This window comes from Kytococcus sedentarius DSM 20547, from assembly GCF_000023925.1.
In the GTDB taxonomy this organism is placed as follows: Bacteria; Actinomycetota; Actinomycetes; order Actinomycetales; family Dermatophilaceae; genus Kytococcus; species Kytococcus sedentarius.
This window is the reverse complement of record NC_013169.1, coordinates 1,516,747-1,537,365: the sequence shown is the minus strand read 5'-3', so window position 1 is coordinate 1,537,365 and position 20,619 is coordinate 1,516,747. Positions and strand designations below refer to the sequence as shown.

The 20,619-nt window shown below is 73.4% G+C and carries 18 protein-coding genes and 1 riboswitch; of the genes, 11 read left to right on the top strand and 7 right to left on the bottom strand.

Annotated elements, in window-relative coordinates; translation table 11 throughout:
• Positions 1-60 precede the first annotated feature (60 nt).
• Positions 61-146: riboswitch (glycine riboswitch) on the top strand.
• A gap of 73 nt (positions 147-219) precedes the next feature.
• Positions 220-3,177, top strand: a complete 2,958-nt coding sequence (gene gcvP / locus KSED_RS07300) for an aminomethyl-transferring glycine dehydrogenase (protein WP_015779462.1) — start codon at positions 220-222, stop codon at positions 3,175-3,177.
• A 116-nt stretch (positions 3,178-3,293) separates the two neighbouring features.
• Positions 3,294-4,805 carry a glutamate-cysteine ligase family protein gene (locus KSED_RS07295; protein ID WP_015779461.1) on the top strand — a complete coding sequence of 504 codons (1,512 nt, stop codon included), beginning with the start codon at positions 3,294-3,296 and terminating at the stop codon, positions 4,803-4,805.
• Positions 4,806-4,853: 48 nt separating this feature from the next.
• Here KSED_RS07295 and KSED_RS07290 read toward each other — a convergent pair whose 3' ends face one another.
• A complete protein-coding gene (locus tag KSED_RS07290) occupies positions 4,854-5,618 on the bottom strand; it encodes a histidine phosphatase family protein (protein WP_308699656.1) in 765 nt (254 codons plus the stop codon).
• An 18-nt stretch (positions 5,619-5,636) separates the two neighbouring features.
• Here KSED_RS07290 and KSED_RS07285 point away from each other — a divergent pair, with 18 nt between their 5' ends.
• The gene (locus KSED_RS07285) at positions 5,637-6,089 is read left to right on the top strand and encodes an OsmC family protein (RefSeq protein ID WP_041290895.1); all 453 of its coding nucleotides are present in this window, start codon (positions 5,637-5,639) and stop codon (positions 6,087-6,089) included.
• Positions 6,086-7,417: an APC family permease gene (locus KSED_RS07280; RefSeq protein WP_015779458.1), complete on the top strand. Its 1,332-nt coding sequence runs from the start codon at positions 6,086-6,088 to the stop codon at positions 7,415-7,417. Before KSED_RS07285 ends, KSED_RS07280 begins: the two co-directional genes overlap by 4 nt.
• On the opposite strand, the gene KSED_RS07275 is transcribed toward KSED_RS07280, so the two are convergent.
• Positions 7,359-8,201 carry an aldo/keto reductase gene (locus tag KSED_RS07275; RefSeq protein WP_015779457.1) on the bottom strand — a complete coding sequence of 281 codons (843 nt, stop codon included), beginning with the start codon at positions 8,199-8,201 and terminating at the stop codon, positions 7,359-7,361. The two genes, KSED_RS07280 and KSED_RS07275, sit on opposite strands and share 59 nt — an antisense overlap.
• Before the next feature lie 109 nt (positions 8,202-8,310).
• Between KSED_RS07275 and KSED_RS15310 the strand changes: the two genes are divergently transcribed.
• Genes KSED_RS15310 through KSED_RS07260 form a run of 4 tightly spaced genes read left to right on the top strand, consistent with a single transcriptional unit; the run spans position 8,311 to position 10,681 of the window.
• Positions 8,311-8,526 carry a hypothetical protein gene (locus KSED_RS15310; RefSeq protein WP_237699510.1) on the top strand — a complete coding sequence of 72 codons (216 nt, stop codon included), beginning with the start codon at positions 8,311-8,313 and terminating at the stop codon, positions 8,524-8,526.
• 6 nt (positions 8,527-8,532) lie between these two features.
• Positions 8,533-9,555: an alanine racemase gene (locus KSED_RS07270; RefSeq protein WP_308699678.1), complete on the top strand. Its 1,023-nt coding sequence runs from the start codon at positions 8,533-8,535 to the stop codon at positions 9,553-9,555.
• Positions 9,552-9,869: an FAD-binding protein gene (locus tag KSED_RS07265; RefSeq protein WP_015779456.1), complete on the top strand. Its 318-nt coding sequence runs from the start codon at positions 9,552-9,554 to the stop codon at positions 9,867-9,869. The genes KSED_RS07270 and KSED_RS07265 overlap by 4 nt, the downstream gene beginning before the upstream one ends.
• Positions 9,833-10,681, top strand: coding sequence for a D-arabinono-1,4-lactone oxidase (locus tag KSED_RS07260; RefSeq protein WP_041290894.1), 849 nt, complete (start codon positions 9,833-9,835; stop codon positions 10,679-10,681). The genes KSED_RS07265 and KSED_RS07260 overlap by 37 nt, the downstream gene beginning before the upstream one ends.
• On the opposite strand, the gene KSED_RS07255 is transcribed toward KSED_RS07260, so the two are convergent.
• Genes KSED_RS07255 through KSED_RS07240 form a run of 4 tightly spaced genes read right to left on the bottom strand, consistent with a single transcriptional unit; the run spans position 10,662 to position 15,795 of the window.
• Positions 10,662-12,107: an aldehyde dehydrogenase family protein gene (locus tag KSED_RS07255; protein WP_015779454.1), complete on the bottom strand. Its 1,446-nt coding sequence runs from the start codon at positions 12,105-12,107 to the stop codon at positions 10,662-10,664. The genes KSED_RS07260 and KSED_RS07255 overlap by 20 nt on opposite strands.
• A 9-nt stretch (positions 12,108-12,116) precedes the next feature.
• Positions 12,117-13,010 carry a homoserine kinase gene (thrB, locus tag KSED_RS07250; protein ID WP_015779453.1) on the bottom strand — a complete coding sequence of 298 codons (894 nt, stop codon included), beginning with the start codon at positions 13,008-13,010 and terminating at the stop codon, positions 12,117-12,119.
• The gene (thrC, locus tag KSED_RS07245; RefSeq protein WP_015779452.1) at positions 13,007-14,521 is read right to left on the bottom strand and encodes a threonine synthase; all 1,515 of its coding nucleotides are present in this window, start codon (positions 14,519-14,521) and stop codon (positions 13,007-13,009) included. The genes thrB and thrC overlap by 4 nt, the downstream gene beginning before the upstream one ends.
• Complete coding sequence (locus KSED_RS07240; protein ID WP_015779451.1) at positions 14,518-15,795, bottom strand: homoserine dehydrogenase; 1,278 nt, start codon at positions 15,793-15,795, stop codon at positions 14,518-14,520. Before KSED_RS07240 ends, thrC begins: the two co-directional genes overlap by 4 nt.
• Before the next feature lie 176 nt (positions 15,796-15,971).
• Between KSED_RS07240 and KSED_RS07235 the strand changes: the two genes are divergently transcribed.
• Together KSED_RS07235 and KSED_RS07230 are read left to right on the top strand one after the other, a co-directional pair.
• Positions 15,972-17,282 (top strand): hypothetical protein, encoded by a 1,311-nt coding sequence (locus KSED_RS07235; protein ID WP_015779450.1) that lies wholly within the window; start codon positions 15,972-15,974, stop codon positions 17,280-17,282.
• Between the two features lie 109 nt (positions 17,283-17,391).
• Positions 17,392-18,786, top strand: coding sequence for an MFS transporter (locus tag KSED_RS07230; RefSeq protein ID WP_015779449.1), 1,395 nt, complete (start codon positions 17,392-17,394; stop codon positions 18,784-18,786).
• On the opposite strand, the gene KSED_RS07225 is transcribed toward KSED_RS07230, so the two are convergent.
• Positions 18,724-20,061, bottom strand: coding sequence for an acyltransferase family protein (locus KSED_RS07225; RefSeq protein ID WP_015779448.1), 1,338 nt, complete (start codon positions 20,059-20,061; stop codon positions 18,724-18,726). The genes KSED_RS07230 and KSED_RS07225 overlap by 63 nt on opposite strands.
• A gap of 38 nt (positions 20,062-20,099) precedes the next feature.
• Here KSED_RS07225 and KSED_RS07220 point away from each other — a divergent pair, with 38 nt between their 5' ends.
• Positions 20,100-20,618, top strand: a complete 519-nt coding sequence (locus KSED_RS07220) for a hypothetical protein (protein ID WP_015779447.1) — start codon at positions 20,100-20,102, stop codon at positions 20,616-20,618.
• Position 20,619 lies beyond the last annotated feature (1 nt).

Here is a 20,619-nt window from a genome sequence, read left to right as displayed (position 1 = left end):
GGCGAACCTGCTCGAGCCATTCCCTTGACGGGCCCCACGTCGTACACTCGCCGGTGCTGTCGACCCCGCGGGGGAGAGTCCCGTCGAGGGACGCCGAAGGAGCAACCTCCCCGGAATCTCTCAGGCGCACGGACTCCGCGGACGAGGCAACTCTGGCCGGCCCCTGTGCCCACAGAGGGGGAGTGAACTCCGACCCACGCAACGACGCGAGGAGGACCCTTGGTTCCCGACGGCACCACACCCACCCCCGCCCACGAGGCCACGGAGGCGCCGGTCTTCGACGCCACCGACGAGCTGGGCCTGCACCACCAGCCCGACTTCGTGGCCCGCCACATCGGGCCCCGTGACGAAGACGTCGCCCACATGCTGGAGGTGATCGGCCAGCCGAGTCTGGACGCGGTCATCGCCACCGCGGTGCCGGACCAGATCCAGGCTGACGAGCAGCTGCCCATGACCGCGGCGCCCACGGAGCAGGCTGCCACCGCCGAGATGCGGGCCTACGCCGACCGCAACACCGTCTCGCGCTCCATGATCGGTCTGGGCTACTACGGCACCCACACCCCGCCGGTGATCCTGCGCAAGATCCTGGAGAACCCCGCCTGGTACACGGCCTACACGCCCTACCAGCCCGAGATCTCGCAGGGCCGTCTCGAGGCGCTGCTGAACTTCCAGACCATGTGCGCCGAGCTGACCGGCCTGACCACCGCCGGTGCCTCCCTGCTGGACGAGGGCACGGCCGTGGCCGAGGCCATGACCGTCATGCGTCGCACCGCGAAGGTTGGTGCCAAGGACAACAGCGCCGTCCTGCTGCTGGACTCCGGCCTGCTGCCGCAGTCCATCGCCATCACCCAAACGCGGGCGGAGCCGCTGGGCATCCCGGTGGTCGTCGCCGACCTGTCGGGCGTCGACTCCGTGGAGTCGCTGCGAGCCGCCGCCGGCGACCGCGACGTCTTCGGCGTGATCGTGCAGTACCCGGCCCTCGACGGCGCCATCCGCGACTGGCGGGCGCTGGCCGATGCGGCGCACGAGGCCGGTGCGCTGGTGACCGCCGCGGCCGACCTGCTCGCGCTCACCCTGCTCACGCCGCCCGGCGAGTGGGGCGCGGACGTGGCCGTCGGCACCACCCAGCGCTTCGGCGTGCCGATGGGCTTCGGTGGCCCGCACGCCGGCTTCATGGCCGTGCGCGGGGGGCTCGAGCGCACCCTGCCCGGCCGTCTCGTGGGCGTCTCGGTGGATGCCGAGAACAAGGTGGCCTACCGCCTGGCCCTGCAGACCCGCGAGCAGCACATCCGCCGTGAGAAGGCGACCTCCAACATCTGCACCGCGCAGGTGCTGCTGGCCGTCATCGCCTCCATGTACGCCGTGTGGCACGGCCCCCAGGGGCTGCGCTCCATCGCCCAGGACGTGCACGGCAAGGCGCGCCGCCTGGCCAGCTCGCTGGCAGCCGGTGGTGTGGAGGTGCTGCACGAGCACTACTTCGACACCCTCGCGCTGCGCGTTCCCGGCAAGGCCGGCGAGGTCGTGGCCGCGGCCCGGGAGAACGGGGTGCTGCTCTGGGAGCAGGACGCCGACACCGTGCTGGTCAGTGTGGACGAGACCACGCTCAGCGAGGACCTGCAGGTCGTCGCCGACGCGTTCGGCGTGACCCTCGAGGGACGTCTGGGCCCGGCCCTGGAGCTCACCTGGCCGACCGACCTGCAGCGCACCAGCGACTACCTGACCCCGGAGGTCTTCCACCTCCACCGCTCCGAGACGCAGATGCTGCGCTACCTGCGCTCCCTCTCCGAGCGCGACTACGCGCTGGACCGCGGGATGATCCCGCTGGGCTCGTGCACGATGAAGCTCAACGCCACCACGGCGATGGAGCCGATCACCTGGCCGGAGTTCGCCACCCTGCACCCCTTCGCGCCGGTGGAGCACTCCGAGGGCATCCGCGCCCTGATGGACCAGCTCTCGGGCTGGCTGTGCGACATCACCGGCTACGACGCGGTCTCGCTCCAGCCGAACTCGGGTGCGCAGGGTGAGCTGGCCGGTCTGCTCGCCATCCGCGCCTACCACGCGTCGAAGGACCAGGGCCACCGCACCATCTGCCTCATCCCGGCCTCGGCGCACGGCACCAACGCTGCCTCGGCGGTCATGGCCGGCATGAAGGTGGTCGTGGTGAAGACCGCGGCCGGCGGCGACATCGACATGGACGACCTGCGCGCCAAGATCGAGAAGCACGGCGACGACCTCGCCGCGATCATGGTGACCTACCCGTCCACCCACGGGGTGTTCGAGGACACCATCAGCGACCTGTGCGCCCTGGTGCACGACGCCGGCGGCCAGGTGTACGTCGACGGTGCCAACCTGAACGCCCTCATCGGGGTCGCCCGCCCGGGCAAGTTCGGCGCGGACGTCAGCCACCTGAACCTGCACAAGACCTTCACCATCCCCCACGGCGGTGGCGGTCCGGGCGTCGGCCCGATCGGTGTGCGCGAGCACCTGGCGCCCTTCCTGCCGAACCACCCGCTGGTGGAGCAGGCGGGCCCGGCCACGGGCGTCGGCCCCATCGCCGCGGCCCCGTGGGGCTCGGCGAGCATCCTGCCGATCCCGTGGGCCTACATCCGCATGATGGGCTCGGCCGGCCTGGAGCGCGCCACCCGCGTGGCCATCCTCTCGGCCAACTACATCGCCGCCCGCCTCAACGAGCACTACCCGGTGCTCTACACGGGCAACGACAACCTGGTGGCCCACGAGTGCATCCTCGACCTGCGTGAGATCACCAAGGAGACCGGGGTGACCGTGGACGACGTGGCCAAGCGCCTCATCGACTACGGCTTCCACGCCCCGACGATGTCCTTCCCGGTGGCCGGCACGCTGATGGTGGAGCCCACCGAGTCCGAGTCGCTCTCCGAGCTGGACCGCTTCATCGACGCGATGATCTCCATCAAGCGCGAGATCGACGCGGTGGCCGCCGCCGGCAACGCCGACGACTCGATCCTGCGCCACGCCCCGTACACGGCGCTGTCGATGGCGGGGGAGTGGGACCACTCCTTCACCCGTGCCGAGGCCGTCTACCCCGATGGGGTGAACCCGGCGACCAAGTACTTCCCGCCGGTGCGCCGCATCGACGGGGTGTACGGCGACCGCAATCTGGTGTGCTCCTGCCCGCCGCCGGAGGCGTTCGAGGACTGAGCCGGTCCGCGGGCGCCCTGCGCTCGGTCCGGAGTTGTGGAGCCGGTCACGCCCTGAGGCGTGGCCGGCTCCGGCGTGTGAGGATGGCCCCACATCGTCGGCGGAAGGGCAGGGTCATGGGTGCTGAGGTCGAGAAGACGGAGTACTCCGCGGAGGAGCGCAGGCGCTTCCGCCAGGAGGTGAACCAGGAGCTGGAGACCTTCACCTGGGTGCTCGCCCACGCCGAGTTCGACGCGACCTTCCCGAAGATCGGGTTGGAGCTCGAGCTGAACCTCGTGGACGAGCAGATGCAGCCCTCGATGTCGAACGACGACGTCCTGGAGCACTTGGGCGACCACTTCCAGTCCGAGCTGGCGCGCTTCAACATCGAGGTGAACGTGGCGCCCCGCCCGGCGGCGACCGGCGCCTCGCCCTCGCTCGAGCACGTCGTGCTGCACCACCTGCAGGAGGCCGAGGACGCCGCCCAGCAGGCCGCCTGCCGCATGGTGCCCATCGGCATCCTGCCCACGCTGCGCCCCGAGCACCTGGAGGGGGAGTGGATCTCCGGCGGGGCCCGGTACACCGCCCTGGAGAAGGCGATCCTCCACGAGCGGGGCGGCGAGGGCGCGAGCCTGGACATCGCCGGGCCCGGTGGGGAGCGCGTGCAGATGTACGTGCCCGGCATCGCCCCGGCGGCCGCTTGCACCTCGCTGCAGCTGCACCGCCAGGTCTCCCCGGAGAAGTTCGCGACCTTCTGGAACGCGGCCCAGCTGATCGCGGCCGTGCAGGTGGCCGCGGGCGCCAACTCGCCCTTCCTGTTCGGCAAGCGCCTGTGGGCCGAGACGCGCATCCCGCTGTTCGAGCAGGTGCTGGACACCCGCACCCCCGAGCTCCGCAACCAGGGGGTGGCCTCGCGGGCCATCTTCGGCCGCGACTGGATCAGCTCCCCGGCGGACCTGTTCCGGGAGAACATCGGTTCCTACCCGGCCCTGCTGCCCGAGCTGTTCGAGATGCCCGCCGACGAGGGGGGCCCGAAGAGCGCTACCCCCGGCGACCGCAAGGGCCGAGCCCCCGAGCTGCCCCGGCTACTGCTGCACAACGGCACCATCTGGCGTTGGAACCGGGCCATCTACGACGTGGTCGACGGCGTGCCGCACCTGCGGGTGGAGAACCGGGTCATGCCCGCCGGGCCCACCGCGGCCGACACGCTGGCCAACTGCGCGCTGTACTACGGCCTCCTGCGCACCCTGGTGGACCAGTCCCCGCACCCCTGGGTGGGCGTCTCCCACGACGATGCCGAGCGCAACTTCTACGCCGCGGCCGAGCACGGCCTGGATGCCGAGCTGGTCTGGCCCGGCATCAGCGGGCCGCTGCCGGTCACCGAGCTGCTCACCGAGCACCTGCTGCCGCTGGCGCACGACGGACTCCTGGCCGGGGGCACCTCGCGCCAGGACGCCGACACCTACCTGGGCACCATCCGGCGGCGCTGCGAGACGGGTGTCAACGGCGCGGTGTGGCAGACCCGGGCCGTGGAGCAGCTGGAGGCCCAGGGCATGGACCGTGACGCCGCGCTCACCGAGATGACCCGCCTGTACTGGGAGAACAACGCCACCCACGCCCCGGTGGACCAGTGGCCGCTGCCGGCCTGAGGCGCTGACCCGCTGGGTCGTCACCACGCGGGCCGGCCGGCGCTCACCTCAGGGGGTGAGGTTCCACCGCTGGATGGTGGGCGTGTCCCGGTGGTGCCCGAGCACGCAGAGGCTCCCGGCCTCGAACTCCAGGCTGTCCGCGAGGTAGGGCGTCTGCCGCAGGTACACCGCGGCCAGCACCCGCAGGTGGTGGCCGTGGCCCACCAGCAGCACGTCGCCGCGGCCCAGGTGCTCCCACACCCGGCCCAGCACGCGGCTGGCCCGGGCCGCCACCATCTCGACCGTCTCCCCGGGGGTGTCCCCGGGCGGCACGCCGTCGAACACGGTCCACCCGGGGCGCCCGGACTCCCGGGCCTCGGCGGTCGTGCGGCCCTCCTCGGCGCCGTAGTCCCACTCGGCGAGGTCCGCGTCGTAGGTGTCCGGCTCGCGCCCGGCCAGCTGCAGCGTCTCGGCCGCGCGCTGCAGGGGGGAGCACCGCACGTGCACGATGTCGTGGGGTGCCAGGAGTTCCGGCAGCCCGCCCGCCCGCGCGCGTCCCTCATTGGTCAGGGGGAGGTCGGTCAGCCCCGTGTGGCGGCCGACCCGCGACCACTCGGTCTCCCCGTGGCGGACCAGCAGCAGGCGCCCGGGGCCCGGGTCGACGGGCCGCATCCGCACCGGGTCGTCGCAGGTGAAGCGGCCGAGCTGCTCGGCGGTCCCGGCGGCGTCCAGGGGCCCTCCGGCGGTGCCGGTCAGGGGCGGGGTGAAGCCCGCGGCCGTGCGCTGCGTCACGCTGGCGGCGGTGGGCGAGGCGGAGCGGGGATGCAGTGACATGTACGGCAGGCTATGCCCATGAGCACTTCGCCCACCCCGCCCAGCCCCCGCTCGGTGCGCCTGCAGCGCACCGGCTTCGCCGCGTTCACCGTGACCAACGAGCGGGGAGGGTCGATCACCATCGGTGACGGCTCCTCGGCCGACTTCACCCCCGTGGAGCTGCTGCTGGCGGCCGTCGCGGGCTGCTCGGCGATCGACGTCGACTTCATCACCTCCAAGCGCGCCGAGCCGGAGCGCTTCGCCGTCGAGGCCCGGGGCACCAAGGTGCGCGACGAGCAGGGCAACCACCTCACGGACGTGGCGGCGGACTTCGACGTGGCCTTCGCCGACGACGAGGCCGGCCAGAAGGCCACCGACGTGCTGCCCGACGCCGTCGCGAAGTCACGCGACCGCCTGTGCACCGTCAGCCGCACGGTGGCCCTGGAGACGCCGGTGGAGTTCACCCTGACCGACGGCCGGACGGTGGAGTGAGCGGCGCGACCTCCACCGCGCGGCACCTGACCTTCGGCGACGCCCTCACCATCGGCCTGGCGGCCATGGTGGGCGCCGGCGTCTTCGGGGTCTGGGGTCCGGCGGTCGCCTCCGCCGGCAACTGGCTGCTCCCGGCGCTGGCCGTGGCCGCCCTGGTGGCCTGGTGCAACGCGAGCTCCAGCGCCCAGCTGGCCGCCCGCCACCCCGGCGCCGGCGGCACCTACCTCTACGGCCGGGAGCGGCTCTCCCCGTTCTGGGGGCACCTGGCCGGGTGGTGCTTCGTCGTCGGCAAGACCGCGTCGTGCGCCGCGATGGCCCTGGTGGCCGGTGCCTACCTGTGGCCGGGCTGGGAGAAGCTCGTGGCCGTGCTGGCCGTCCTAGCGCTCACGGCGGTGACCTTCGGCGGTGTGGTGAGGTCTGCTCGGGTGGCCCGGGGGGTGGTGGCCGTGGTGCTGGTCGGCATCGTCGCCACGCTGCTGCTGTCGTGGGTTCTCCCGCCCGACCCCACGCTGTGGACCTCCCGCGCCGATCCCGATGCGGTGAGCCTTCCCTCCGCGGTGGGCCCCGCCTCCGTGCTGCAGGCCGCGGGACTGCTCTTCTTCGCCTTCGCCGGGTACGCCCGCATCGCCACCCTCGGGGACACCGTGGTGCGTCCCGAACGCACCATCCCGCGCGCCATCGGGTGGGGCGTGGCCATCACGCTCACCCTGTACGCGGCCGTCGCGGTCACCCTGCTGGTGCGCCTGCGCCCCGAGGGGATCGTGACCAGCGCGGCCCCGCTGCGCGACCTCGCCGGTGGGGTGTCCTCCTGGTGGGCGCTCACCATCGGGGTGGTCGCGGGCCTGGCGGCCCTCGGTGCCCTGTGGGCCCTGCTGCTCGGGGTGGGGCGCACGCTGATGGCGATGGGGGAGCGCCGTGACCTCCCCGCCGCACTGGGGGTGACCGCGACGGCCGCCACCGGTGAGAAGGTGCCGCGCGTGGCCAGCCTGCTGGTGGCCGCCGTGGTGGTCCTGCTCGTGCTGGTGGTCGACCTGCGCGGCGCCATCGGCTTCTCCAGCTTCGGCGTGCTGCTCTACTACGCCGTGGCCAACGCCGCTGCGTTCACCCTGCGCCACGAGTGGCGCGCCGGCTGGGTGGTGCCGCTCCTGGGGCTGGCCGGCTGCCTCGCGCTGGCCGCCAGCCTGCCGCTGACCAGCGTCATCGGCGGCCTGGTGCTCGTGGCCCTGGGGGTGGGGGTGTGGGTGGCCCGCCGGGACGTCCCGCGACGGGTCAGTCCTCCTCGTGGTGGTCGGGGTCCCCGCCGAACAGCCGACCGTCCGGCCGGCTGAGGTCGGTGATCGCGGCCACCTCGTCGTCGGTCAGGGAGAAGTCGAACAGGTCGATGTTCGCACGCTGGCGCTCGGGGGTGGCCGACTTCGGGATCGGCAGGACGCCCCGCTGCAGGTGCCAGCGCAGGATCACCTGGGCGGGCGTCACCTCGTACCGTGCGGCGGGGCCGGCGACCTCCGGCGCGTCGTAGCGTGCCTCGCGCTTGCCCAGCGGGCTCCACGCCTCGGTGAGGATGCCTCGCTCGGCGTCCTGTGCCAGCAGCTCGGCCTGGGCGAAGGAGGGGTGCAGCTCGACCTGGTTGACCGATGGGGTGACGCCCACCGAGGAGATGATCCGGTCCAGGTGGTGGGGGTGGAAGTTCGAGACGCCGATGCTGCGGGTGAGCCCGCGCTCCCGGGCCGCCACCAGCCCGTCCCAGGCGTACTCGTACTCGCCCTGGGAGGGGTTGGGCCAGTGGATGAGCACCAGGTCCACGTGGTCGGTGCGCAGCCGGCGCAGGGACTCCTCCACGCACTGCTCGGCCGACCGGTGCTGCCGCCCCGGCACCTTGGTGACGATCTGCACCGCGTCGCGGTCCAGCCCGGAGGCGGCCACGGCCTGCCCCACCTCGGCCTCGTTGCGGTAGTTCACCGCCGTGTCGAGCATCCGGTACCCGGCGTCCAGGGCGTGTCGCATCGCCGTGACGCCCTCGGCGCCGGTGAGCTGGTAGGTGCCGAACCCGATCACCGGCAGCGTGGTGCCGTCGTTGAGGGTGTGCTGGGCCGAGGCGCTCAGGGAGGTCATGGCTGCAGCCTAGGAGCAGCAGCCCCGGCCTGTCGCCCGTGGCCCGCGGGCCGGCTCCTCCGGACCAGGGAGAGCCACCGTGGTGGCCCGCCGCAGTACCGTGCCTGCCATGATCCACCGCCCACCCGCTGCAGAGACCTGGGAGCTGCTCGACCGCGCCACGCGCGACCACCCGGCGCCGGTGGCCGCCGTGCGCTGGTCTGCGGTGGAGCACAACCTGGACCCGCTGGTCGCGGCGGCCGGGCCGGTGCCGGTGCGGCTGGCGAGCAAGTCCGTCCGGTGCCGGCCGGTGCTGGAGCGGGCCCTGGCCCACCCGGGGGTGTAGGGGGTTCTGGCCTTCACCCTGCCCGAGGCCCTCTGGCTGGCGCGGCAGGGCACGACCGACGACCTGCTGGTGGCCTACCCGACGGTGGACGCCGCGGGCCTCGACGCGCTGGTGGCCGACGAGGGCTTCGCCCAGGCGATCACCCTCACCGTCGACGACCCCGCCCACCTGGCCGCCGTGCGCGCAGCCCGCGAGCGCACCGGGGGCCGGGCGGTCGTCCGGGTGGTACTGGAGGCCGACGTCTCGCTCCGCCGCGGGCCGTTGTCGATCGGCCCGCAGCGCTCACCCCTGCACGCCCCCGATGCGGTGCGCCGCGCGGCCGAGCGCGTGGTCGCCGCGCCCGGCATCGAGCTGGTGGGGCTGCTGACCTACGAGGGGCACGTCGCCGGGGTGCAGGACCTGCCCGTCCCCGGTGATGCCGGTGACCGCGCCTACCGCTGGGCCGTGCGGCGGATGCAGGAACTCGCCTGGCGGGGCCTGCCCGCGCACCGCGCCGCCGTGGTGGGCGCCGTGGCCGACGTGCTGGGGTATGCCCCGGAGCTGGTGAACGGGGGCGGCACGGGCTCGGTCGCGTGGTCGGCCGCGGACCCCAGCCTCACGGAGGTCACCGTCGGCTCGGGCCTCTTCGTCGGGCACCTCTTCGACCGCTACCGGGCGATCGCGCTGGAGCCGGCCCTGGCCATCGGGCTCGATGTGGTGCGCACTCCCGCCGCCGACGTGGTCACGGCGCTCCGCAGCGGCTGGGTGGCCACCGGGGAGCAGCGACCCGACCGCCTGCCGCTGCCGGTGCACCCACCCGGGTTGTCGCTGACCACGCCCGAGGCCGCCGGGGAGGTGCAGACCCCGCTGACCGGGGTGTGTGCCGCGCGCCGCGCCGGTCACGAGCTGCCGGTGGGCTCCCGCGTGTGGATGCGGCACGCGAAGTCCGGCGAGCCCGCAGAGCGGGTCAACGAGTTCGTGCTGGTGCACGACGACGGGCGGACCGAGCGCGTGCCCACCTACCGGGGCGAGGGGAGGGCCTTCCTGTGAGCGCCCGCATCGGATCGGCCGGGGCGGCGCGGGCCGGCCGACCGGAGCACCGGGAGGCACCGACCGGCTTCCGCACCTGGGCGGGCACGGTGGACGTGCCCGACGCGCCGATTGAGACGCCGTGGGACGTGTCCAAGGTGGTCGATGTGGTGCGCCGCGCCGCCGCGACGGGTCGCCGCGTGCACCCGGCCGGCAGCGGCCACTCGTTCACCGGGGTGGCCGCGCCCCGGCAGCCCGGGCCCGGGACCTCCCTGCGGCTGGGCCACCTGAGGGGGGGGTGGTCGACGACTCGCAGGCCGGTGAGGGCCTGCTGACCCTCGGGGCGGGAACGCCGCTGCACGCGCTGCCCGGACTGCGGGCCCCCTACGGCCTGGCGCTGGAGAACATGGGCGACATCGACCCGCAGACCCTCGCCGGGGCGGGGGTCGCGGTCGGTCTGGGCACCCTCGGGGTGCTGGTGGACCTCACGCTCCAGCTGGTGCCCGCCTTCGCGCTGGACCTGCAGGTGGACAGCGCCCCGGCCGACGAGCTGTTCGCGAGCTGGGTCGAGCGCACGGCGGCCGACGACCACGTGGAGGCCTTCTGGTTCCCGCACCACCCGCGGGCCATCACGAAGACCACCACGCGCCGTCCGGCCGACACGGCCCCGGTGCCGCGCAGCTGGTTCGGGCGCACCGTCACCGACGGCATCGTCTCCAACGCGGGGCTCGCCGCGCTGGCCAGAGCGGCCGACCTGTTCCCCCGGCAGGCCCCCTGGATGAACCGCACCCTCGGGGGCCTGGCCCCGCACCGCGTCGTGGGCCCCTCGCACGAGGTCTTCGTCAGCCACCGCACGGTGCGCTTCCGGGAGATGGAGTACGGCGGGCCGCGGGCCTTCGTCGCCGTCCACACCGTCCACGGCGACGGGCGCGCGCGGGCCTGGTTCGCCGAGCTGGAGCGCATCCTCGTCGCCGCTGGGGGACGACCGCGCTGGGGGAAGATGCACTCCCTCGGGGCGGCAGAGCTGGCTCCGCTCTACCCGCGGATGGGCGGCCTCCTCGCGCTGCGCCGGCAGCTCGACCCGGACCGCCTCTTCGGCAATGCATCCACCGACCGGGTGCTGGGGCTCACTGCACGGCGCGGATGAGGCGCTGCTTCACCGGGCCGTAGGGCGGGTAGACGATCCGCATGGTGTCCGGGGCCAGCGGCTTGGAGAGCACGGAGCGCTCGTGGGTGAAGGTCTCCAGCGAGGCCAGCCCGTGGTAGTTGCCCATGCCGCTGGCGCCGACGCCACCGAAGGGCAGCTCCGGCACGGCCACGTGCACCAGGGGCATGTTGATGCCGACGCCCCCCGAGCGCGTGCTGGCCAGCCACAGGTCCTGCTCGTCCAGGTCGTCGGTGAACAGGTACAGCGCCAGCGGGTGCGGCCGCGCGTTGACGCGGCGGATCGCGTCGTGCACGTCGGCCACCGGGACGATAGGCAGCACCGGTCCGAAGATCTCCTCGGCCATGGCCGGGTGGTCGTCGGTGACGTCGGTGAGCACCGTGGGGGAGAGGTAGCGCCCCGCGACGTCCACCTCACCACCGATCGCCGCGCCGTCCACCAGGCCGGCCAGCCGCTCGGCGTGCTCGGTGTTCACGATGCGGCCGTAGTCCGCGCTGGTGCGCGGGTCGTCCCCGAACATCTCGCGGATCGCACGCTCCAGCTCGGGCACCAGCTCGGCCTGGGTGCTGGCGGTGCACAGCACGTGGTCGGGGGCCACGCAGGTCTGCCCGGCGTTGACGAACTTCGACCACACGATGCGGCGGGCCGCCGTCCGCAGGTCGGTCTCGGTGCCCACCCAGGTGGGGGACTTGCCGCCGAGCTCCAGGGTCACCGGCGTCAGGTGCTCGGCCGCGGCCCGCATCACGATCCGCCCCACGCGCTCGCCCCCGGTGTAGAAGACGTGGTCCCAGGGCAGCTCGAGCAGGGCGGTGCTCTCCGGCACGCCGCCGTTCACCACCTGCACGACCTCCGGGTCCAGGTAGCGCGGCACCAGCCGGGCCAGGGCCTCGGCGGTGGCAGGGGTGAGCTCGCTGGGCTTGAGCACGACCGTGTTGCCCCCGGCCAAGGCGCCCACCAGCGGCATCAGCACGAGGTTCACGGGGTAGTTCCACGGCCCGATGATGAGCACCGACCCCAGCGGCTCCCGGCGGACCCGACCGCTGGCGGGCTGGAAGGCCAGCGGCACCGCCGCCTTGCGCGGCTCCAACCAGCCCTTGAGGTGCTTGAGCACGTACTCGACCTCGGTCACCACCACCGACAGCTCGGTGGTGCGGGCCTCGGTGGGGGACTTCCCGAGGTCCTGCTGCAGCGCGGCCGCGAGCTCGTCGCCGCCCTCGCGCACCAGGCGCTTCAGCCCCTCCAGCTGCTCGCGCCGGGCCTCGAGGCTGCGCAGGCGCCCGGACTCCCAGGTCCGGCGGGCCAGCGTGTGGACGCCGCGCAGGTCCGGGGTGAAGCCGCCGCCCTGCGCGGTCGTGCCCGTGCTGTCGGTGGTCGGCTCGGCCCGGTCGGTCGTCGGCTCGGTGCTCATGCCGCCAGCCTACGCAGGGCGGGGGCCGACCACCCGGGCTCCGGTGGGGTCCAGGGGCAGGTGCAGGAGCTGCCAGCCCCAGGGGTGCCCGGCCAGGTGCTCCGTCAGCCGGGCCGCGGTGTCCGGGCCGGGGGCCACGACCAGCAGGGAGGGCCCGGCGCCGCTCACGCACGCCCCGGCGGAGCCCGAGCTGCGGGCGAGGGCGAGAATCTCGGTGACCCCCGGCACGAGGCCGGCCCGGTAGGGCTGGTGCAGCCGGTCGTCCATGGCCTCACCGAGCAACTCCCACCGCCCGGTGGCCAGGCTGGCCACGAGCAGCGCGCTGCGTGCGGCGTTGTGCACCGCATCGGCGTGCGGCACCTGCGCGGGCAGTGCGGCGCGTGCGGCCTCGGTGGAGACGGGGTGGTCGGGGACGGCCAGCAGCAGGTCCAGCTCCCCGCCGGCGGGCAGACCGACCGGCAGGCTGTGCACCCGCCCGTCGGAGACCGCCGAGACGACGACGCCTCCCAGCAGGGCGGGGGCCACGTTGTCCGGGTGCCCCTCCACGTCCGTGGCCAGGCGCACCAGCTCGTCGGCGCCCAGCCCGAGGCCGTGCAGCGCATCGGCGGCGAGCACCCCGCCGACGATGCAGGTGGCCGACGACCCCAGCCCGCGGGAGCTGGGCACGTCGCCGGTCACCTTGGCGTGCACCGTCAGGGGCTCGATGCCGTGCGCGTGGCACACGTGCTCGTAGGCGGCCACGGGGAGGCTCTCGTCGGCCGTCGCCGCCCGCGCCGGGTCCGCGGCCCCGGCGGGCAGGGGCTTGAGGGTGACCGTGTTGTGGAGGCTCAGCGCCAGGCCGAGGGCGTCGAATCCGGTCCCGAGGTTGGCCGAGGTCGCGGGCACTCGTACCGAGACCGTCATCGGTGCAGGACCTCCTCGATGGTGGCGGGCACCTCGTCGACCTCGACCACCCGGTCGTGGAGCACCTCGGCCTCCCGCAGGCCGGCGAGCCCGGCGGGGGCACCCCGCTCGTCGGCCGCGTGGGTGGCCAGGCGCAGCAGCGTCTCGAACTCGTCCGGGTCTGCCTCGCCCCCCAGCGCGCCCAACACTGCGGGGGCGAACTTGTAGGGGCTGGCCGTCGCGGCCACCAGGGCCGGGCGGGCCGGCGGCACCGTGCCGTCGGTGAGCTGACCGGCGCGGTACTGCTCCAGCACGTGCAGGGCCACGGCGGTGTGCGGGTCCACCAGGGTGCCGTGCTCGGCGTGCACGCGCCGCAGGGCGTCGGCGGCCTCCTTGCGGGTCGCGGTGCCGGCCAGTACCGGGTTCGCCCCGGCGCCCGGGAGCTCCCCCCAGTCGAAGCGGCGGTGACGGGCGAGGGTCTCCAGCGCCGTGCGCACCCGGTCGGTGTCGCCGCCACTGGCCTCGTACAGGTACCGCTCCAGGTTGCTCGAGACGAGGATGTCCATGGACGGGGAGTCGGTGCGCACCAGGCGGCGGCGCGCGTCGTAGGTGCCGGTGGCGAAGAAGTCGGCCAGCACCCGGTTCTCGTTGGTCGCGCAGACCAGCGCTCCCAGGGGCACCCCGGCGGCGCGGGCCCAGGTGGCCGCGAGCAGGTTCCCGAAGTTGCCGGTGGGCACCACGACGTCCACCGGCTCACCAGCGGCCACCACGCCCGCGCTGCGCAGCGCCGCGTAGCCGGTGACGTAGTAGACCATCTGCGGCAGCAGGCGGCCGAGGTTGATCGAGTTGGCCGAGCTGATCGAGTAGCCGCGCGCGTCCAGGCGCTCCCGCGCCCCCGCATCGGCGAAGAGGGCCTTGACGGCGCGCTGGGCGTCGTCGAAGTCCCCGTGGATGCCCAGCACGTGCACGTTGTCCCCGGCCTGGGTGCGCATCTGCTGCTTCTGCATGAAGCTCACGCCCTCGGTGGGGTAGAGCACCACCACCTCGGTCTCGGGCACGTCCTTGAAACCCTCCAGGGCCGCCTTGCCCGTGTCGCCGCTGGTGGCGGTGAGCACCAGCGTGGTGCCGGCCTCGCCCTCGGCCCGGCGCGCGAGCGTCACCAGGTGGGGCAGCAGGGTCAGGGCCACGTCCTTGAACGCGTGGGTGGGACCGCCGAACAGCGCGAGCAGGCCGATGCTGGAGGCACCCTCGCCGAGCAGGTCCACCGGGACCACCTCGTCGGTCTCGAAGCGGGCGGCCGCGGTGGTGACCGCCTGCCGCAGGTCACCCTCACCGAGCCCCCCGTCGCCGGTCAGGTAGGGCTCCATCACCGCCGTGGCCACGTCCACCCAGCCTGCGTCGAGCAGGTCCTCGACCTCGAGAGGGGCGATCCGCTCGGGCACGAACAGGCCGCCGTCCGGGGCCAGGCCGGTGAGGATGGCACGGGCGGCACCTTGCGGGTCCACCCCGCCGCGGGTGCTGGTGAACCTCATCGTGCGGCCTCCTCGGGGTCCAGGTCGTGGGCGGCCGGCTCCCAGCCGATGACGCAGCTCTCGGGATCGTCGAGCCAGGGCGCCAGCTCGTCGCGGGCCACCACCCGGGTGAGCCCACTCAGTGGACCGGTGAGGTGGGTGCGCTCCAGCAGGGGCTCCAGCTGGTCGCTCAGCGCGTCGCTGCTGCGGACGTACCACCGCCCGGTCACCTCGTCGCGGGCGTTGCGCAGGGCGCGGTCACCCAGCGGGCTGGCGGTGGGCACGGTGCCCAGCAGGACGTCCACCAGGTCGGTGAGCACCGCCGAGGCCGTCTCGTAGCGGCCCGCGCCGGGCCCGGAGAAGGTGAGCGCTCCCACGTGGTCGGCCCCCAGGGTGACCGCGTTCGTGGACCCCAGGATCCCGGTGGCCCAGTGGTCCTGCGGCACCGCGACCGGCTCGACCACGGCGGTGTACGCCTGGCCACCGGGCTCCACCAGCTGCGCCCGGCCGAGCAGCCGCACCTCGCGCGGGCCGCCGGGGGCCGCCTTGAGGGCCAGGATGTCGGCGGCGGTGATGCGGTCGATCCCGGTGCAGTCGATGTCCTCCTCCCGCACCGGGCCGCCGAAGGCCATGGAGGCCAGGAGTCGGAGCTTGCGCAGCGAGTCGGCGCCGCTCACGTCGGCGGTGGGGTCTGCCTCCAGGTAGCCCAGCTCCTGGGCGCGGGCGGCCACCGTCTCGTAGTCAGTGCCCTCGGACATCGCCGTCAGGATGTAGTTGCAGGAGCCGTTGAGGATGCCCTCCACCGTGTGCACGTGGTCCACGCGCACCAGGTCGCGCAGCCCGCGAACGATCGGCACGCCGCCGGCGACCGCGGCCTCGAAGAGCAGGTTCACGCCGTGCTCCTGGGCCAGTCCGGTGAGCTCCTCGCCGTGGGCGCTGAGCAGCGCCTTGTTGGCGGTCACGACGTGCTTGCCGGCGCGCAGCGCATCCGCCAGCAGGTGGCGCCCCTCATCGACCATGCCGGCGACCTCGATGACGACCTGCACGGCCGGGTCGGCGACCGCGGCGGCGGCATCGGTGGTCAGGCTGCCGGCCGGCGCCGGCACGTCACGCGGGGCCCCGGCGTCGCGGACCACGACGTGGCGCAGCCGGACGTCGAGGCCCAGCGTCGCGACCCACTGGTCGTGGTGGTCGGCCAGCAGGGCGGCGACCCCCTGACCGACGGTTCCGTAGCCGATGAGGGCCACGCCCACCTCGCGCGGCGTGGCGGATCCTGCGGGGTCGATCTCGGGCATCGGGGGTCTCCTCCACGCGGGTTCCGGACGTCCGTTCGATCCTATCGGGGCCTCCCCGCCTGGTATGAGGCGGCGGGGAGAAGGTCCGTCCGGGGGCGCGCTGGGGGTCGGTGCCGGTGGTGGATACTGGGAACAGGTGTCGACCGTCGGCACTCCAGAACCCGTGAGGGGGCACGATGAAGCGCACGACCCTGACCCTGCTCGCCGCGATGAGCACCACGGTGGTGCTTGCCGCGTGCAGCGACGAGAACACCGGTGGTGGCGACGGTGGCAACGCCAAGGCCGACGAGGACCCCAAGGCCGCCGTGTTGGAGGCCTTCGAGAAGACCAACGGCGCCAAGGACATCAGCACCACCATGTCCCTGGACATCGACCAGGACCTGATCCGCAAGGCCATGTCGTCCTCCGGCACCATGACCGCCCAGGACCAGCAGATGGTGGACAAGGTGGCCGAGCTGCTGCCGAAGTCCAAGATCACCGTGGCGCAGCACTCCCGCGACCAGGCTCTGGCCGAGGAGAAGGACGTCAAGGACCTCGACACCGCCATGACCTTCCACATCGGTGAGGGCACGGTGGAGGTCCGGATGGTCGAGGGCGGCATGTACATGCGCGCCGACGTCGACAAGCTCGGTCAGGAGACCGGTCTGTTCACCGCCGACCAGCTCAAGATGCAGCTGACCGGTGGCCAGAGCGTCTCCGCTGACGACCCGACCGTGCAGTTCATGAACAAGGCCCTGGGTGGTGAGTGGGTCGGCATCACGCCCGAGAAGATGAACGAGCTCGCCGGCGAGGACGGCATGTCGCTGGAGGACCTGACCCAGGGCAGTACCGGGGGCGCGGACATCTCCCCGGAGAAGCAGGCCGAGCTCCAGCAGGACCTCAAGGGCTTCATGGACGAGCACGGCGAGTTCACGAAGGACGGTGACAACGTCCGCGTCTCGGTGCCGATCGAGCAGGGGTGGGACGACTTCGCCGCCATCGTGAACAAGTCGATCACCGACCCGGCGGAGAAGATGCCGAACCTCACCGAGGACGACAAGAAGAAGATCAAGGACGACGCCAAGGGCTACATCGACATCGCGCTGGACGGTGACCAGCTCAAGACCCTGAAGGTCGACTTCAGCCAGGTCGTCGACTGGGTGGACGAGGCCGGCCTGGACGAGACCCAGAAGCAGGACTTCGCCGAGGCCAAGGAGCAGCTGGGTGACGGCCCGCTGGGCATGACCTTCGACTACACCCAGGGTGACGCGCCCACCAAGCCCGACCAGTTCGCGGAGATCCCGCAGGAGCTGCTGGACGCCAGCCAGCAGAGCACCTTCAACCCCGGTGCCCCGCCCCAGCCGGGCACCACGCAGCCCGGGACCGAGCCCTCGGCCGCCAGCCCCTCGCAGGACAGCCCCGACGGTCTCTCCGAGGAGGACATGGCCGAGCTCGACGAGCTGATCGCCGAGATGGAGAAGCAGCAGGCCGAGGCCAGCAACGGCTGACGTACCACCTCGCACGACCCTGATGCCAGGGGCACCCGTCACCAGCGGGTGCCCCTGGCGTCGCCACGCACGTACCCCCTTCGAGCCGCGCACCACCCCAGGAGGCCCCATGACGGCCCAGTCGTCCGCTCCGGCACCCCGCACCGGGCTGCCCCGCTTCCTGGCGCCCTTCGCCACCCCCGACTACCGACTGCTCGCCGCGAGCCTGCTGCTGGTGTCCTTCGCCACCGGTGTCTGGACCGTGGGCCTGGTCTACGCGGTCAAGGGCCTGGGCGGGACGGAGCTGGACCTCTCGGCGGTCACGGCGGTCGGCGCGGTGGGCCTCATCGTGTTCGCCCTGCTCGGGGGAGTGGCGGCCGACCGGTTGCCCCTGCGCGGGCTGCTGGTGGCCTGCTCCAGCGTCCTGGCCCTCGTGGGGGCGGTGGTGGCCGCCCTGGGGGCCACCGGGACCCTGCAGGTGTGGCAGCTCATGGTGGCCGCATTCGTGGCCATGTCCGCGGCCGGTATCTACAACCCCGCCTACTCGGCCCTGCTGCCCCGCGTGCTGCACGACGACCAGCTGCTGGCCGCCAACGGGGTGGAGGCCGCGAGCCGACCCGTGCTGCAGCAGGCGCTGGGCCCGGCCGCGGCCGGCTTCCTGGTGGGTGCGTTGGCACCGCCGGCGGCGATGGCCGTCATGGCCCTCTCCCAGGGGCTGGCGGTGCTGTGCGTGCTGGCCATGCGCACCGGCGGGCTGACCCGCCGCGCGCTGCCCGTGGAGGAGGGGCGTGAGCCGCAGACCCTGTGGCAGGACTTCACCGAGGGGGCCGCCTACACCTGGCGGACCCCGTGGCTCGCGGCCACCCTGGTGTGGTCGGTCGTGGCCGTGTTCCTCTTCATCGGCCCGATGGAGGTGCTGCTGCCCTTCATCGTCACCGAGCACGGTGGCGGCCCGGACACCTTCGGCCTGCTGCTCGCCTGCCTGGGCGTGGGTGCGGCGGTCGGGGCGATCGGCATCAGCTCCCGCCGTCTGCCGCGGCACTACCTCACGGTGATGATCACGGTGTGGTCGGTGGCCGCCATCCCCTTCTTCCTGCTGGCCGTGACCGACGACTTCTGGCTGATGGGTCTGGTGCTCTTCGTGTTCGGCGTCGGCGACGGGGTGGGCATGGTCATCTGGGGCACCCTGCTGCAGCGCCGGGTGCCGCGCTCGATGCTGGGGCGCGTCAGTTCGCTGGACTTCTTCGTGTCGCTGGCGATGATGCCGGTCTCGATGGCCGTGGCGGGCCCGGTGGCCCAGGTGCTGCCGCTGTGGGTCATCTTCGCGCTGCCGTCCATCGGCATCCCGCTGCTGGGCATCATCTGCTACGTGCTGGCCGACCTGCACGGCGACGAGCTGCGCCACCCCCTGGACACGCCGGTGGACCTGGCCGACTCCCACGCCGAGGTGGTCGACGGCATCTCAGGGCTGCACGCCCACCCCGTCGTGCGCACCGACGACCTCCCGGTCCGGAGCACCGACTGACCCGTCGCCGGCGGGCCCGTCCCCGGCCCTGGCCGACCGGGCACCGCTGAGCAGGGCCACCGCCAGGACGAGCCCGGCCTCCCAGGCGAGTTGCTCGGCCGAGAGCCCGAACCCCAGCTGCCAGAGCCGGTAGACGGCCGCCGTGCCGAGCGCGGCCCCCAGCACCCCCTGCGCGGTGGAGGCGGTGGTCCCGAAGCGGCTGAACCAGACCTCCCAGCGCATGGCGCCGTAGACCATCACCGCCAGCATGGCGCCGGAGAGGACGAACCAGACCGGCCGCACCATCGCCCAGCCGGTGATGCTGGGGGGCAGCAGCAGGTCGGGGGCGAGCAGGCCGATGCCGATCATCACCGTCATGGCCGGCACGTGCCACAGGTAGATGAGCATGGCCAGGGCGTTGCCGGTGCCGATGCGCCGCTTCCAGGGCTCGCTGGGCTCCCGCCCGAGCAGGTGGCTGCCCACCCCGGTGAGGACGGCCCACTGCGCGATGCCGAGCACCGCCAGCGCCGCGGTGGTCGGGGCCAGGTTGGAGACCGGGGCGTCCCGCACGCCCAGGTTGGTGGGGAACCACGGCCCCGGCACCACCATCACCACGAGCACCGCCACGCACGCGGCCACCACACCGGCGAGCTGCCCCGGGGAGGCCGTCCAGGCGCGGCGGCGGGCGTAGGCGATGCCCAGCTGGTGGCAGAACAGCCACACCAGCGCCAGGTTGAGCCAGGTGATGTCCACCCCGGCCCAGAAGCGCAGCACGTCCACGCCGAACGCGCCGGCCAGCAGGACCGCGGCCGACCACCAGCCGATGCGGTCGAAGGCCCACACCGCCAGCGGGGCCAGGGCGGTACACAGCAGGTAGACGGCCAGGAACCACAGCGGGTTGGCGATCTGGTCGCCGATGGTGCCGGCCAGCGCGGGGGCGATCAGGCCACCGAGCACCACGACCACCAGCGTGACGGCCAGCAGGGGCAGCACCGGGGAGGTCAGGCGCCGCGCCCGCAGGCCGAGGAAGGACCCCAGCGGCTCGCCCGAGGAGTGCCAGCGGTCGACGAGCAGGGTGTTGGCGAAACCCCCGGCGACGAAGAACACCGGCATGGCCTGCAGCAACCAGGTCAGGGCCCACACGACCGGGCCGGAGAGCGCGAGCTCCATCTGGAGGCCCTCGTCCACCCACAGGTGCAGGTAGCACCAGTGCATGGCCACCACGATGAGCATGGCCGCCAGGCGCACAACGTCCACCACCCAGTCGCGTTGGCGCGTCGCGCCCGTCGTGTGCATGACGGGCATTCTGCCCTGCCCCGGGGGAGGATGGGGCCATGCAGCTGACGACGGACGTGCAGGAACGCCGCGGAACCCGTTGGCTGGTGGTGCGCGCCACCCCCGAGGCGCAGGACGACACGACCGTGGGCAGCGTCGAGATGGCCGGCCGGGTGGCCCACATCGAGCTGCCCGCCCAGGTGGGCCTGCCGCACCCGGACGTGCGCGCCCTCATCGCCCTGCTCTGCGTGGTGCGCGGCGTCTCGCGCGAGTTCACGCTCGATCACCCCGTCTCGCCCGCGTTCGCCACGGGCGTCGAGGCGGCCACCGGGTGGACGGTGGGGCGGGAGGAGGTGCGCGCCCGCATCGAGGAGTTCCTGGAGCCGATGGACGCCGCCGAGCAGCGGCAGGTGCGGCAGTTCGACGCCCGGCCGTGGTGGGGGAGTCCCGAACAGGTCGCCGCGCACGCCCGACTGCAGGAGGTCATCGCGCGGGCCAAGGTGCAGCCCCGCCGCCAGTGGCGGGCCGAGGCCGGGCGGGCGAGGCGCTACCTGGCCCGGCGGCTGCTGCGCCGCTGAG

Bases quoted from the DNA above. Each gene is read 5' to 3' on its own strand.
- KSED_RS07295 (WP_015779461.1), top strand. From the start codon at position 3,294: ATGGGTGCTGAGGTCGAGAAGACGGAGTACTCCGCGGAGGAGCGCAGG.
- KSED_RS07290 (WP_308699656.1), bottom strand. From the start codon at position 5,618: ATGTCACTGCATCCCCGCTCCGCCTCGCCCACCGCCGCCAGCGTGACG.
- KSED_RS07285 (WP_041290895.1), top strand. From the start codon at position 5,637: ATGAGCACTTCGCCCACCCCGCCCAGCCCCCGCTCGGTGCGCCTGCAG.
- KSED_RS07275 (WP_015779457.1), bottom strand. From the start codon at position 8,201: ATGACCTCCCTGAGCGCCTCGGCCCAGCACACCCTCAACGACGGCACC.
- KSED_RS15310 (WP_237699510.1), top strand. From the start codon at position 8,311: ATGATCCACCGCCCACCCGCTGCAGAGACCTGGGAGCTGCTCGACCGC.
- KSED_RS07255 (WP_015779454.1), bottom strand. From the start codon at position 12,107: ATGAGCACCGAGCCGACGACCGACCGGGCCGAGCCGACCACCGACAGC.
- thrB (WP_015779453.1), bottom strand. From the start codon at position 13,010: ATGACGGTCTCGGTACGAGTGCCCGCGACCTCGGCCAACCTCGGGACC.
- thrC (WP_015779452.1), bottom strand. From the start codon at position 14,521: ATGAGGTTCACCAGCACCCGCGGCGGGGTGGACCCGCAAGGTGCCGCC.
- KSED_RS07240 (WP_015779451.1), bottom strand. From the start codon at position 15,795: ATGCCCGAGATCGACCCCGCAGGATCCGCCACGCCGCGCGAGGTGGGC.
- KSED_RS07235 (WP_015779450.1), top strand. From the start codon at position 15,972: ATGAAGCGCACGACCCTGACCCTGCTCGCCGCGATGAGCACCACGGTG.
- KSED_RS07230 (WP_015779449.1), top strand. From the start codon at position 17,392: ATGACGGCCCAGTCGTCCGCTCCGGCACCCCGCACCGGGCTGCCCCGC.
- KSED_RS07225 (WP_015779448.1), bottom strand. From the start codon at position 20,061: ATGCACACGACGGGCGCGACGCGCCAACGCGACTGGGTGGTGGACGTT.
- KSED_RS07220 (WP_015779447.1), top strand. From the start codon at position 20,100: ATGCAGCTGACGACGGACGTGCAGGAACGCCGCGGAACCCGTTGGCTG.